The organism is Candidatus Tumulicola sp., assembly GCA_036490475.1.
Taxonomy (GTDB): domain Bacteria; phylum Vulcanimicrobiota; class Vulcanimicrobiia; order Vulcanimicrobiales; family Vulcanimicrobiaceae; genus Tumulicola.
In genome coordinates this window covers 672,495-686,480 of the sequence record DASXDT010000005.1, presented here as the reverse complement: position 1 = coordinate 686,480, position 13,986 = coordinate 672,495, and the positions used below count along the sequence as shown (strand labels likewise).

General features: G+C 63.3%; 11 protein-coding genes. 3 read left to right on the top strand and 8 right to left on the bottom strand.

Annotation, left to right across the window (positions count from 1 at the left end):
• Nucleotides 1–69: 69 nt before the first annotated feature.
• Genes VGF98_06815 through VGF98_06790 form a run of 6 tightly spaced genes read right to left on the bottom strand, consistent with a single transcriptional unit; the run spans nucleotide 70 to nucleotide 8,104 of the window.
• Nucleotides 70–1,416 (bottom strand): TldD/PmbA family protein, encoded by a 1,347-nt coding sequence (locus VGF98_06815; GenBank protein HEY1681326.1) that lies wholly within the window; start codon nucleotides 1,414–1,416, stop codon nucleotides 70–72.
• The gene (locus VGF98_06810) at nucleotides 1,409–2,860 is read right to left on the bottom strand and encodes a TldD/PmbA family protein (GenBank protein ID HEY1681325.1); all 1,452 of its coding nucleotides are present in this window, start codon (nucleotides 2,858–2,860) and stop codon (nucleotides 1,409–1,411) included. The genes VGF98_06815 and VGF98_06810 overlap by 8 nt, the downstream gene beginning before the upstream one ends.
• A 9-nt stretch (nucleotides 2,861–2,869) precedes the next feature.
• A complete protein-coding gene (locus VGF98_06805) occupies nucleotides 2,870–4,993 on the bottom strand; it encodes a phosphodiester glycosidase family protein (protein HEY1681324.1) in 2,124 nt (707 codons plus the stop codon).
• A complete protein-coding gene (locus tag VGF98_06800; GenBank protein ID HEY1681323.1) occupies nucleotides 4,990–6,246 on the bottom strand; it encodes a hypothetical protein in 1,257 nt (418 codons plus the stop codon). Before VGF98_06800 ends, VGF98_06805 begins: the two co-directional genes overlap by 4 nt.
• Entirely contained in the window at nucleotides 6,243–6,785 is a 543-nt protein-coding gene (locus VGF98_06795) for a DUF4337 family protein (protein HEY1681322.1), read from the bottom strand. The genes VGF98_06800 and VGF98_06795 overlap by 4 nt, the downstream gene beginning before the upstream one ends.
• A 20-nt stretch (nucleotides 6,786–6,805) precedes the next feature.
• On the bottom strand, nucleotides 6,806–8,104 hold the full coding sequence (locus tag VGF98_06790; GenBank protein ID HEY1681321.1) for a carbon-nitrogen hydrolase family protein: 1,299 nt from the start codon (nucleotides 8,102–8,104) through the stop codon (nucleotides 6,806–6,808).
• Between the two features lie 138 nt (nucleotides 8,105–8,242).
• Between VGF98_06790 and VGF98_06785 the strand changes: the two genes are divergently transcribed.
• Nucleotides 8,243–9,100 (top strand): hypothetical protein, encoded by an 858-nt coding sequence (locus VGF98_06785; protein ID HEY1681320.1) that lies wholly within the window; start codon nucleotides 8,243–8,245, stop codon nucleotides 9,098–9,100.
• A 73-nt stretch (nucleotides 9,101–9,173) separates the two neighbouring features.
• Here VGF98_06785 and VGF98_06780 read toward each other — a convergent pair whose 3' ends face one another.
• Both VGF98_06780 and VGF98_06775 read right to left on the bottom strand, forming a co-directional pair.
• Nucleotides 9,174–10,463 carry a copper amine oxidase N-terminal domain-containing protein gene (locus tag VGF98_06780; GenBank protein HEY1681319.1) on the bottom strand — a complete coding sequence of 430 codons (1,290 nt, stop codon included), beginning with the start codon at nucleotides 10,461–10,463 and terminating at the stop codon, nucleotides 9,174–9,176.
• A 150-nt stretch (nucleotides 10,464–10,613) separates the two neighbouring features.
• Nucleotides 10,614–11,009 (bottom strand): hotdog domain-containing protein, encoded by a 396-nt coding sequence (locus VGF98_06775; GenBank protein HEY1681318.1) that lies wholly within the window; start codon nucleotides 11,007–11,009, stop codon nucleotides 10,614–10,616.
• Nucleotides 11,010–11,159: 150 nt separating this feature from the next.
• Between VGF98_06775 and VGF98_06770 the strand changes: the two genes are divergently transcribed.
• Both VGF98_06770 and VGF98_06765 read left to right on the top strand, forming a co-directional pair.
• Complete coding sequence (locus VGF98_06770; GenBank protein HEY1681317.1) at nucleotides 11,160–12,416, top strand: efflux RND transporter periplasmic adaptor subunit; 1,257 nt, start codon at nucleotides 11,160–11,162, stop codon at nucleotides 12,414–12,416.
• A 26-nt stretch (nucleotides 12,417–12,442) separates the two neighbouring features.
• Nucleotides 12,443–13,960, top strand: coding sequence for a TolC family protein (locus tag VGF98_06765; GenBank protein HEY1681316.1), 1,518 nt, complete (start codon nucleotides 12,443–12,445; stop codon nucleotides 13,958–13,960).
• Nucleotides 13,961–13,986 lie beyond the last annotated feature (26 nt).

Below are 13,986 nucleotides of genomic sequence, written 5' to 3'. Positions count from 1 at the left end.
GGCAAAACGACCGGGCAGCGACATTTCCACTAGCCCGGGGATTGGCCCTCCCGGGCTAATGGGGTCTTTTTAAAAATCGGTAACCGACGTGAAGGCGAATCGTTCGAATTTGGCTGTGGGAACCACCATCGAATAGTGGTAGCTGCCGGTGCGCCGTTGCTCGGAAGAAAATTCGCATCGGCCGAGCAGATCGACGATACCGACGTTAAACCGCATGTTGCGTACGCCGCGCGCGACGCATCCGTCTTCAATCGCGAACGTGCCGTCGCGGGTCATTCCGGTAACGATCGCGCGCTTTCGGTCGACGGTGCGAATGTACCAGAAACGCGAAATCAGCAAACCGCGTTTGGTTTGCGCGATCAGCTCTCGGGTCGACTTCGATCCGCCCGCAACGACCAGGTTGCGCGCCTGCGGCCCGTAGGCGTTAGGAGCCGGCAGCGCGTGACCCGTGTTGACGCGATCGAGTTTCTTGGCGTAGTACGAGTCGGTGAGGATCGATTTCACGACGCCGTTTTCGACCAACGACAAACGCTGCGTAGGCTGTCCTTCAAAATCGAACGGCATGCCGGGAGCGAGCGGATGTGCGTAATCGTCGCTCAACGTAAATTGCTCGGAGAAATACGAACGGTCGAGTCCGTCGCTGCAAAACGACGAGCCATCGTCGAACGACTGCGCCGAAAAGTGATCGGCGAGATAGATCAAAATTTCGCCGAAGGCGGCAGGCTCGAGAACGACCGTCCATTCGCCTGGATCGACCGACGACGGATTCGCCGTGCCGCGCGCTTTTTCGGCAGCGGTGCGGGCCACCGCAGCGGCGTCGATCGAACCGGCTGCCGAAGAATACCCTTCGGCGAAGCCGGTGGAATCGGATGCCGTCATCTTTACGTTCAGTGCGGCGTCGGTGCCGTCGAACGACGCGACGCCGCCCGACGTGTTGGCGACGGTCAAACCGCTCGTCGACGTCGACGCGTAGCCGGCGGACCAGCATTCGGCGGATTCGGCGGCGGCGAACACCGGCGAGCACATTCCGGCACGGACGTTGGCTCCCGCGACGGCCGTCGCTGCGTCGTATGCGCCGTCGACCGGTGCGTACGCCGACGGCCCGGGCAGATCGGGCGTAAGCGGATCCGGCGGCGACAACTTGGCCATCTCGACCGCGCGCGCTACCGCAGATCGCAAGGACGCGTCGTCTAAGCGATTGGTTTGTGCGACGCCGGTGCGATTGTCGACGACGGCACGAACCGACACGTCGACGTTTTCCACGGCAAGATTTTGATTGGACACCTCGTGCGTGAAACGCGTCAGCGCGGCATCGCCGGCCGAAACTAGGACTTCGGTACGGTCGGCACTCGAAAGCGCTAGGATTCGTTTGGCGAGCGCTTCGCGCTGCGCGGCCTGCATCGTCGGACTATCCACGGTAACCCACTCCTACATCGACCCCGCGGAAACGTGCCGCCGCTGCCGCTTGCGTGGTGCGGCCGGTTTGCATCGGCTCGCCCTTTCCGCAGTTCGGCGTTCCCCACGCGAACCACGAGCGTGCGTCGCCGATCGCGTCGCACGAGTTCCAAAAATTCGGGGTCACGCCGCCGTACGTGGGATTTTTCAGCAACCTGCCGCGCTTCCCGTTCTTGATCTCCCACCCCATCTCGCATCCAAATTGGAAGTTGAGCCGGCGATCGTCGATCGACCACGAGCGGTTACTCTCCATGTAGATGCCGTCTTTCACGTCGTCGAATAAATTGTCGAACGGAACGTTACCCGGACGCAAACTCAGATTGCACATGCGAATCATCGGAACGCTCGACCAACCCGAGGCACGCACGCAGGCGTTGCTTTCGCGGCCGATCGCGCGCGCCGTATCGTTGCTCATTTCGTATCCGGCCAAGACGCCATCGCGCACGATGTCGGAACGAATCGAACGGGTGCCCTCGTCGTCGTAGCCGCACGTCGCCATGCCGCGGTCGAGCGTATTGTCGATTTCGATCGTCACCCGCTCCGAGCCATATTGTAATTTGTCGAGCTGGTCGATCTCGAGAAAGCTCGTTCCGGAAAAGTTTGCTTCCCAACCCATCACGCGGTCGAGCTCGGCCGGATGCCCGCACGATTCGTGAATCTGCAGCGACATCTGCGAACTGCCGAGGATGATGTCGAACACACCGGACGGACATTGCGGAGCGCGCAGCAGTTCGGAGGCTTCCTGGGCGATGCGAGGTGCCTCGTCGATCAATCGTGCGGCCTCGACGATTTCCCAACCGCCAGACTGATACAGGCCGACGTCGCCCGGATAGGTGCGCACCTGCACGTCGCCGTCGCCGACGGCCATCGCCTCGATGCCGGAACCGGTTTGCCGCAACCGCTGTGCGATCCGCGAACCGATCGTGCTGAAGAAATACTTGTCGGTGCGCCACAGATCGAGCCACGCGCGTCCGACCGCGACGCCCGCCGGACCGTGCAGCAGCCGTTCGGCTTCGAGCAGCAGCGCCACGCGTTCGCCCAGCGGAACGTCTTGTGGGTCGCGCTCGATGCGGGCTTCGAACGTATCTTGGTACGCGCGAGTGGGTGCCGCTCCGACGCGACGTCGCGCGATGGCGGCGCCGGCTCGAGCGACGTCGACCGCGCGTGCGGCCGCCGCGTCGATACCCGCGTCGGTCAAATCCGACGTTGCCGCAAACCCCCACGAGCCATCGAGTAGCGCGCGCACGCCCATTCCGGTGCTGGTCGCGTCGGACAGCGTCGCGACGACGCCGTTGCGCACCTCGATACGTTCGGCGCGATCGACCTCGAAGCGCGTGTCGGCATATTCCGCACCGCGCGCGACCGCAGTATCCAGCGCGCGGCCCGCGGCCGTTTCAAATTCCACGAGATATCCTTACTGTCCAGCGACGATAGCGCGGACGTTGCGCAGGACGATTCGACCGGAAGCGAGCTGCAGGCCTTTCGGCGGCAGCACGTAGATGGCGACGAGCTGCGTCGGGGCGACGCTGTCGGTGCCGAATCGGACGACGACCCTGCGCCAGCCGGGCGATCCGAGCGGCGTGGCGTCGAGCAGACTCGTTTCGTTGATCGAGTTGCGCACGGCGACTCGTACGCGGCCGCCGCTGCCGTCGTCGAGAACGTCGAACGATAAGCCGATCGATCCGGGCGGCAACGCCGCACCGGCCGTGGCGTATGCGGCACGTTCGCCTGGGCCGAACGTGTAATCGAGCGCGACGCACGTCGCGCACGGCCCACGCGTGAGACTGCCGGGTCCGCCGTGCGGAATCGTCATAAACCGCGCGCGCTGCGCGAAGCCGAGGTCGACCCCGTGAGAACCGACGGTGACCCGTGCCATCGTCTTGACGCCGCCGATTTCGACCGATACGTCAGCGTTGCCGGTGCCGGCGACGAAACGGCCGAGCGAATCGACGCGGCCCGACGTTGCCGACCAATGCAGCGCCGCCGGAGCCGCCAGGGCGTAGCCGCGGGCGTCGACCGCGACCGCCGACAGATCGATCGATTCGCCGCGATCGACGTTGGCGATGCGTGGCAGAATCGTGACGGCGCTCGCAGCGCCCCACACCTCTACCGGCACTTCGCCGTGAAGCGCGCCATCGCGAAGCACGATCCGTCCGTGGCCGGCACGTGCCGCGACGAAGCGTCCTCGGTCTATTCGTCCGAGCGCCGGCGGATCGACCGTCGCAGTCGCCGTGTTGGGCGAACCAGCCACGTGATTGGCAGCGTCGACGGATGCGATACGCAACGCCACCTGTGCTCCCGGCAACGCGCGCACGATGCCCGGCCGCGCGACGATTCGTACCGCCGGCCCGACCGGATCGGTGCTGTACACGAACAATCCGTTTCCGACCGGTCGTTCGATGCCGTCCGATGGTGTATTAACGACTTCGGCTTGCACGTCGCCGAGCCGCCGCACTACTTCGGTCGACGAGCCGCCTCCATCGAACGCCAACCCTTCGGATGCGCCGAGTCCGCGCATCAGCGCCGCAAATTCGCGACGCGTGAGGCCAACGCTCGACGCTGGATGCCGGCCGTCGACTTCGATCAACAGCAGCCGTCCGTCGGGCGTGACGGCCGCGCCCGAACTCGGAATGCGCTTGTCGTATTCGCCGCCGCGCGGACCGTCCGGATCGTCGTACCACTGTCCTTGATGCAGAATCAACGGGCCGCCTCCGATTGCCGTTATCAGGGACTTGATGCCGAACGGCGACAGATCTCCGTCGACCGTCGCGGTGTCGCCGGCGGACGGTAGATCGAACGATCCATACGCGTTGGCACCGACCGCTAAGTAGTAGCCGGCGGGTTGGCGATTGAGATTGTCGGCCACCGACAGAACGCGAAACTGCGACGGAGAGGCCCCGCCGGATAGCGGCGACAGGGCGACGAGCGTGAGATTATCTTCGGGCGGAACCGCGCCGAATTCGGGCGTGAGCAATCCCGCACCACCCCCCGGAACGGGCAACTCGTTAACCGACGCGAGCGGAAGCTGGCTAGAGCCCACCGTCACCGTTCCGGTGAACGTGAACTCGACGATTTGCGGACTTCCGTTGCGTTCGATCGCCAGCGCGTAGCGTTTGCGCGGCATCGACAGCAACGCCCCGTCGCGCACGACCACGTTGGTCGGCCGGTACGTATTTCCGATGTCGAAATAATCGCCGTTAATGCCAGCGACGGCACCCGTGCGTTTCGACATCGATCCGACGGTTTCGCCGTGCGACTCTAAGGCGTCGCGCGCTTGCACTTCGGCCACTCGAACGTCGCTGCGACGCGAGTCGATCGACACGACGTGAATCGCGAGCGGGCCGGCCGCCGTTTGCAGCAGATATTCTGCGTATATGACGCCGGGCGCGACCGTTTCGATCGTCGGAGCCTGCGCTGCGATCGCAGGAAACGGGCCAGGCGGAGCGAGCAGCGCGGGAACGTCGGCCGCGCGTCCCGCGCACGGAACGACGGCCAGCGATGCGGCGAGCGTCATCGCCCGCGCCCAGCGTTGGTTCACGCGCCGCCGTGTGACGCCGGACGCATCACCGTGACGGCCAGCGGATAGCCGCCGGTGTCGAACGGCGCTCCGGGAACGCGCCGTAACGTCGTGGTATCGAACGCGTCGACTTGCGACGAACGCGCGCACGGAACGTACAACCGCCGGCTAATCGCGTCCAGGTACGGTTTCCACGGAGTATGACAGGTTGACAGCGGCGCGCGCTGCGATCGTAAGGTCGTCGCATTTAGCACGTACACGACGTCGGCGCTCTCGTCGGTAACGAACGCGCGTTTGCGAGCTGCATCGTACGCGACGCCCAGCGGAAACGCGAGGTTCGCGCTGCGCGCCACCCGTCGCGGCGGCCAGTGCCGCAGGTCGAACGATGCGACGTAGCCGGGAGTCGAGAACGGCGGATCCGCGCTCTGATTCGCGACGACGTACAGGCGCGTTGCATCGTCGTTGAGGGCGAGCGAAAACGCACGATCGGCGGCTTGGAAGCGGCGAACCACGCGCATCGATTGGGCTCCGACCACCGCAACCGTTCCGTCGTTGGCATTCGCTACGTAGACGAGGTTGTGAATCGAGTCGACGGCCACGCCTTCGGCAGTTTGTCCGGTCACCACGCTCGACACCGACCCGCCGGGGGTGACGCGCGTCAATCCGCCGCGTCCACCCAATTCGCGATTGGTGACGAATGCGTCGCCGCTTGTATCCAGCGCAATCTGATCGCCGAGCGGCACGCCGGCGTTTCGCGTAACGGTCCACGGGCTGCGCGCGACGACCGTCAACCGGTCGCCCTGCGTGTCGACTGCGAACAATCGGTTTGCGTTGGCTGCGGTGTCGCCGGGCGAACCTCCGATTGCGAGGACGCCGTCGACGGCGAAGTTGTCGGCACGGTGAAGGACGATGCCCGCATCGTAGCTGGCTACCGCGAGTTCGACCCGTTCCGGTGGAGGCGGCGAGGCGAGGGAGATTGTGGTTGCCGCGATGCCGGCCGCGTTACCGGCGATCAACGTCGCCGCATCGGCCCTCGCGTCGTCGGGAACTGCGTAGGTTCCGGCGTCGTCTAAGCTGCCGTCTCCGAGTAAACGAACGAGATACGGAGCGGCGAATCCATCGACTGCAATTGGAACCCTGCTGCCGGGCAGATAAGGCCACCGAGCCGTCGCGATCGATCCGACCGCGCGCGAAACGGGTGCCGGGCGCCAAACCATTGCGGTGCAAACCACCAGTACCGCGACCGCCGCCGCCGGCAGCGCGCGCGACTTCACGGCCGGAAGCCGACGATCATCAAAACGATGCCGATGACGCTCATCGCGCAGGCCGCGTTGAAGAAACCGCGCGTCGCTACGAGCGTCGAGATCGAAACGAGTACGATCGAAATGTCGAAGAAGGTCGTAGCGGTCTGGAGTGTTTCGTACGATCGAAGGACGTGCTCGGATTCCACGTCCTTGTCTTCGGATTGCTTTTCGAGCGTCTGCGCTTTGACGAGGACGTCGGCAGAACTCGTGCGTTCGGAATCGGCGATGATTTGCAACTGCCGTTTGCCGGCCGCCGTGCCGATCACGTTTGCGGCGACCAGCGTTTGTGCGATTTGGGACCGGACCACTCTCGCTTCGTATTTCGCGTATGCATCCGAGGCGCGCGCTTGCAAAAGAATAGCCTGGTTTTTCGAGGTGAGCGCCTCGATCGAGCGATGATGCGCGAACAGCGTGCCGAGCGCGGCGAGCACCGCGATGACGGCGATCGTCGCCGACATCAAGCGATTGCCGCGGTTTGAGTTCTCGCGCATTTCGGTCGAATCGCTCAACCTGCGATGGGTGCTTTCGCTCATACTGCCGGCTCGATGTCCTTCCTGCCGGCGATGGTACCGACGCGTGCGAGACCTTCCGCGATGTCGGTTCCGGGTGCGACCGTCGTTTCCATCGTCCTACGCGGATCCAACGTAAAACTCGCAAGCCGGTATTCGCCGAACGTGCCGGCGACGATCGCTCCATCCGGATCGACGGCATACGCACGATCCGCCGAACGATCGAAAACCACGACGTATATTCGTAATTCGAGTGCTCTCGCGCGTGCGAAAGCCGCCGTCCATTCCGAAGAAGCGGTGGCGATCCATACGGCGGCGCGATAGCCTGCCTGGCGATATGCCGGCAACGCCACCGGATCGTAGGCGCGTTCGTCGGATATCGCAACGGCCGGAATCGCGCCATCCAACTCCGCTATTCCACCGTCCGCAGTAACCACGCAGTCGACGTCGAGAAAGCCGCGCAATCGACCGATGTCGAGTGCTCGCGTGTCGAGCGCGATCGCGACCCGGAAGGGAGCGACGTTCGCGAGGGTGCGAACTGGAATGTCGTCTGCATCGCGGGGTGCAACCGGCGACGCGCCGATCGTAACGGTCGCGCGGACGATTTCAGGATCGTGTTGGCTCGCGATCGCAACGACGTTTCCGTCGGCATCGACGATCTGACTCTTTCCGCAATAGGCGACCGCGCCGAGTTCGACGCCGCACTTATTCGCGCCGGCGAACGGCACGCGGTTTTCGCGCGCGCGAATCCGCGCGAGCAGATCGGCCTGCACGTTTTCGAGTAGCGCGGGATCGCGTCCACTCGTGACCCATGCGGTCGGCATGGCGATGATGTCGGCCCCGCGGTCGACTAACGCGCGAGCGATCCACGGAATGCGCCCGTCGGCGCAAATCATCGCGCCGATCGAGCCGATCGACGTCCGCACCGGCGCGATGCGTTCGCCGGCCTCGAACCAATGCCGGTCGAAGTGCCAAAGGAACAGTTTCTCCGCTCGTCCTGCGATGGAACCGTCGGTGTCGATGACAACCGCGGCGTTGCGCAGCTTGCCACCGCTACGAATCGCCGCTCCGGCCACGATCGCGCAGCGATTCTTCGCGGCCACGTCCTGTAAGCGCGCGAGCGAACGCGCAATCGCGACGTCGTCCACGTCGTCGCGCTCCAGCACGTATGCCGGAAACGTTCCCTCGGGCAGCACGGCGAGGTCGGCGTGCTCGGCCGCCGCCGACGCGCTCGCAACGGTCGCGTCGACCGAGGATGCGAAGTCCGCACGAGCGTGCGCGCGAAGTTGTACGGCCGCGACGCGGATCGAGCGGCTCATCGTCGCGCAGGTTCGCGCATGCCGCGCGAACGTTCCTTCGCGGTGGCGGAAGGCGCGCGTCATATCAGCGGAAAACGTTAAAATCCCAATGCGCGTACGTCGGAGCGGGCGGGCCGCTCCCAAGGAGAACATTCGCACGTGAAACGCATTGTGCTGGCGCCCATGGCGGCGCTGGCGATAGCGAGCGCCTTACCCTTCGGCAACGCCGTAGCAGCGCCCACACCGGCGCCCTCCGCGAAACCGTCGCCGTCTGCGAAGGCCGCAGCATCTGCAAAACCAGCGCCGTCGCAAAGCGCGGATCCCTGCGGATCGACCAAAAGCAAGTGGCAGCATTTGCAGTGCCAGCAGTTCAATGGCTCGGCACCGGGAGACGAGTATTTCGGCCGGATGAAGATCAGCTATCTCGGAATCGACAACACGTTCCGAGACGCCGCGATCAGCGCGGGCGCGTACAGCACGGATGAAAAACTGATTAATAAGTTGCAGTTTGCCGACGAAGCGTTGGCAAAGTGGGCCGCCAAGTATCCGGGAGACCCGCAGCTCGCCCGTGCGTATTTTCTCGGCCTCATCGTATTTCGAAAAATCTATACGCAATCGGCGCAGCAGACGGCGTGGCGTTACGACCAATTGCTGATACAAAAATACCCGACGACGTACTTCGGGAAGTCTGCAAAGACGGCCGCTACGACCGGGTTCGTCGAACATTGGTTCGTCCTACCGCAGCTCTGTCCGACGCCGTTGCCCAAAGGCGTCATGCCCGAAGCGACACCAAATGCGACGGCGACGCCATCGCCCGCTCCCGGCCAGCCGATCGTGCAAATCATAACGCCGCCGTGCGTGAAGCCTTCGCCGTCTCCGGAACCGTCGGCCACCGAAACACCGGAGCCGAGGGGGCGCCACTCGACGCCGGCACCGTCGCCCGAACCCGCGCCCAGCGCGGCCACATCGCCAATGCCGCGAGCGGCCACGTCGCCGATGCCGCATCCGCCGGCGTAGTCTCCACCGCCCGTTCGCCACAAAAAAAGAGCCCCGGCAATCGCCGGGGCTCTCCTGTTTCGGAACTTCGAAGTTAGAACTTTATGCCGATACCGACATAAGGTCCGGCCTCGGAGAAGCCGCTCGGGGCCGCGTCTAGGTTGTAGCCGCGGTCTCCAAGGTAGCCGCCTTCGAGGAAGAGCGGGATGCCTTGGAACGAGTAGTCTACGCCGATATCGTACTTCAGAACGTTATACGATAGCGTGTAGGGTCCGGCCGGGCATTCGCCCGTACCGCACGTGCCCTTCACGTTCGGGTAGTAGTAAGCGCTGCCGTACCACGAGAACGGGTGATCCAGGTCGGGCAGTTTTTCGAGGCCTCCACCGACGTTGTTAATCGCCGGATAGCCTGCATTATTCGAGCGCCAGAGGTAACCGACGCCGATGTAGATGCGGGGCTTGAGGATACGAAGGCCAAAGCGCGCGTCCAGATCGTAGTCGCGCACGTTGAAGGACGGAACGAAGGTCTGGAATTGACCACCGATCGCGGTGACGTTTCCACTGGGATGCTGGTAGTTGTATTGACGATAGTCGCCTTCGACCATCCAGGGGAGGTTGCCGAGGTCGAACTCAACCGCGCCATGCAGGCGGAACGAGAAGCCGGCGCACGAGTTGCAGGCGGTGGTTCCCGGGCTGAATTCGTTGTAGACCTTCGGCGAGATGATGTAGTCGCCGGCCGCGTAGATGTCCTTATACGGCTTCACCAAGGGTGTAGGCGTGGGCGTCGGCGGGGGCGGCGGAGCTTCGGTCGGCGGGGGCGGCGGCGGCGTCGCAACGACGTAACGAACGACCACAATGTGGCGGTCCGGAAGCCATTGGACGTAGGCACCCATCCCTTCCGAGATGACGCGAACGGGAACGAGAACGTTGCCCTGATAGATGATCGGCGGAACGTCCAAGGGACGCGATTCGCCATTGATCACTACCTCCGGCTTACCGACGGTGACCTTCACCTCGGCGCCGGACTTGCTTACCGTCGTCGTCTTGCTGGCGGCGTCGTACGACACCGTAGCACCCATTTGCTCGAACATCGAACGAAGCGGGATCAGGAGCGTTCCACCGCGCACGAGCGCGGCCAACACACGACCCTGCTTGAGGACGTCGGGCTTGGTATAGACGTGATGGTCGTTGAACAGAATCGGGATTTGTCCCGACGGCGGGGATCCAAAATTCGCCGGCGGAGCTCCCGGGGCCGAGCCCTGGTCTTGAGCGATCGCGTTGGTTCCAATGTTGCCATGCGATGCTGGAGACTGGGCTGCGACCGCATTGAGTCCGAGACCGGCTGCCATCAGCACGGCTAGGACTCCGGTGCTCAGTCGCTTCAAGGTGTCCTCCTAACTAGCTAGTTGTGAGACGTGACGTTGCGGCGAATCCCGAGAGGCCGGGAAACGGCACAATTCAGCCTCTCTTTCGGGGACGACCGATTGCTACCCCTTCAGCGCGAGCCCGCGATTCTTGGGCGCCCGGCCGCGGGACTATGCCAGCTTTTCCTCGAGCTTGGCGCGGAACTTCGAGCGATCCATGATATAGCGCTCGTGGGTGCCCTCGGCGACGGCTTCTTGCTCGTCGAAGACCGAAACGGCAAAGCTGACGCGCGGCCCATCCACCATAACGACCTCGACCTCGGTGCGGATGATGAAACCAACCGGCACCGGTTTGTGGTGTTCGAGGTCGATATGGGTCCCCAACGTGATCTGGCCCGGATCGAGCACCGGCTCGATGCAGGCAACCGCAGCGCTTTCGACGAGTTGCACGAGCACCGACGTGGCGAGCACGTCGACACCGGGATTGCCGGTCTTCTCGGCCGTCATCCATTCGTCGACGCGATTCTGCAGACTGTACGCGCGGCCGACGTCGAGTTTCGCGGTCATGCGGTCGGAGAGTACGCCTCGAAGTGCGTAAGGTCATGCTGCACGGCCCGCTTGCCAAGGGTTCACGCCGCAAGCTATGAATCAAATGTCTGCGGCCGCCGTATATGTACGAGAAACCGGCTTGTGGACCCAAACCTAACTAGGAGAGACATGCACTATCAACGGCTGGGAATTGCCGTGCTCGCCGCCACGCTGGTGCTGAGCGGCTGCGGAAAAGGCGGAGGCGCGATGCAAGCGCCGCCGCTTAGCGTCGACGCCGCTGCGGCGACGCGTCAAAATATTGCGACGTACATCACCCTCGACGGACAGATCGCTCCGTTCGAACAGTCGACGCTCGCCTTTCAACAGAGCGGAACGGTCGTCAAGGTAACAGTCAATATCGGCGACGTCGTTCATAAGGGCGCGTTGCTGGCACAAATCGATCCTTCGACGCTACAAGCGCAGCTGTCGCAAGCGCAGGCACAAGCATCGCAGCAGGATGCGTCCGCAAAAGGTGCCGCGGTCGGCCTGCCGGTGCAGACGCAGACCAATAACGCTGCGGTCGTCACCGCCAAAGCCTCGCTCGAGAACGCAAAACTGGTCTACGAGCAAAATAAACAACTCTATAAGCAAGGGTACGTTTCGCAGACCGCATTACAGCAGTCTGAGGCCAGCTACGTGCAAGCGCAATCGACATATAACAACTCGGTCGTCGGATTGCGTAATAACGTTGTAAGCGCAGAGAACGTCAAAGCGCAGCAAGCGTCGGCCGTCGCCGCCTCGGCCCAAGCCAACGTCTTGAGCACGCAGCTTTCGCAGACGACCGTGTACGCGCCGTTCGAGGGCGTGATTTCCAACCGCCTGCTCGATCCGGGCGCGTACGCAAGCCCGTCGCAACCCGTTTTGCAAATCTCGCGCACCGACATCGTCTGGATCAACGTAAACGTTCCGGACGAAGATCTGGCGTACGTGCGCCCTGGAACGGTCATGCGGTTCAAAACTTCGTCGCTTCCGGACAAGACCTTCACGGAGCGCATCCAGACCGTCAATGCGGTGCCTACGTCCGGAACGCTGTCGTATTTAGCTCGCCTTCAGATGAGCAATCCCGGCGATGTGTTGCGCGGCGGCATGCTGATCGACGCGACGCTCGTAAGACAGCAGGCCAACGATGCAATCGTCGTTCCGCGCAGCGCCGTCGCACAAGATCAGAGCGGCAGCACCGTGTACATGATCGAGGGTAACAAAGCCGTCGCCGTGCCGGTGCGGGTAGGCGTCGAAACCGACACGCTGGCGCAGGTCATGAGCCCACGGATCACGGCTGGAACGCAGGTCATCACGACGCGTCCGGACGCACTCAAAGACGGTAGCGTCGTGGCCGTGAACAACGGGCAAGCGGCGCCCGCGGCCGGCGCGCCTAAAACCCACTAAGCATGAGGATAATGAAGAAGGCCAACGTGACCCGCGCAGTTTCGGCTGCGATCTTAATCGCTGCCGGAGTTCCGGTCTTGGGTCTGGCGCAAACCCCGGCGGGCGACGGCGGCGTCACTTTGCCCTCGCCGGTACCGTTGCCGACGAACGGTGGAACGCCGTTGCCCTATCCGGCGTATGGAACGCCGGCACCCGACGTCGCGCATCTCACGCAGAAAGCCGGAATTCCGACCGTCGTTACCGTGCAGCAGGCAGTCAAGATTGCGGTCGCTCTTTCGCCCGTTTTCGCGCAGGCCAACGCACAATGGGCCGCCATTCATGCGCGCTATACGTCGTCGAAACAGGCCTTGTTACCGGGCCTCAGCGGAACGGCCCAACTCGGCAACGAGTACAGCACCCAGGGGTTCGGGGTCAACGTGCCGGGTGGCATCGGCCCGAGCCCCATTCCGACCGTGCAGCCGACCGGAAGCGGTGGACTCGGTTCCAGCGCGAGCGGGCGAACGACGTCGGAATCGGCCACGATCAACCTACAACAGTTGATCTACGATGGTGGCCGCACGATCGCCAACATCCACTCGGCTAAGTACGCAGACTATGCCGGACGGGCAACGCTGTTGCGCGATCTGCAAACGCTCGCGTTTAACGTCGCCACCGCGTACTACGCAGTTCTGCAAGACAACGCGACGGTAGTGGCCGACGCTCAGTTGGTCAAAGAGTTCGAAGTCAACGAAGCAGCGGTGGTAGCGCAGATCAAGAATGGCGCCGCCGCGCGGTCAGACTTAGCCGCCGCACAGTTTCAAACGGCTCAATCGCGCGGTAACTTGGTAACCGCACAGGGCTCGGCGATCGCCGCGCAATCCACCTTTAACACGACGCTCGGCTTAGATGCCGACGCCGAAGCGGTCCCGAAACAGATTTCGCAGCAAGCGAACCAATCGAATCCGACGTATGCGCTGTCGCTCAAGCGCGCGTTTTTATTGCGCCCCGATTTTCTGTCCTCGAACTACACGGTAACCTCTGATCAGGAGAACTTGCGCTATGCAAAGTTGGCGCGATTCCCGATTCTTAGCGGTGCCGCCAGCTACGGCGCCACCCGTACGCTATCTTCGCCATACACGAATGCCTACAACACGAACGCGTTTTCCAACGACAAGGCGATCGGTTTGACGCTGACGGTGCCGATCTACGACCAAGGCGTAACGAACTACAACGTAGCGTTAGCCGCGGCCACGCTCGATACGGCCAACGCGAACTACAATCAAACGCGCCTGCAGGTCGAATCCGACGTGCGCTCGGCATTGGCGAACCTGATCTCGGCTCGCGCACTGCTGGTCCAGACGAATTCGGAGCTCAATGCCGCGCGCGTTTCGCTGGACGCCACGCAAGCGCAATACAAAGTCGGCGCCACGACGATCATCAACGTGGTCACCGCCGAAGCCAACCTCGCGACCGCGCAAGCCGATAACATTCAAGCGATTTACGGCGTTCAAAACGCGCAACAGAACTATCTGTACGCGACCGGCACGACCGACCTGCAACTCTAGCGTCGCATCGCGCGGCACAGGGGCGC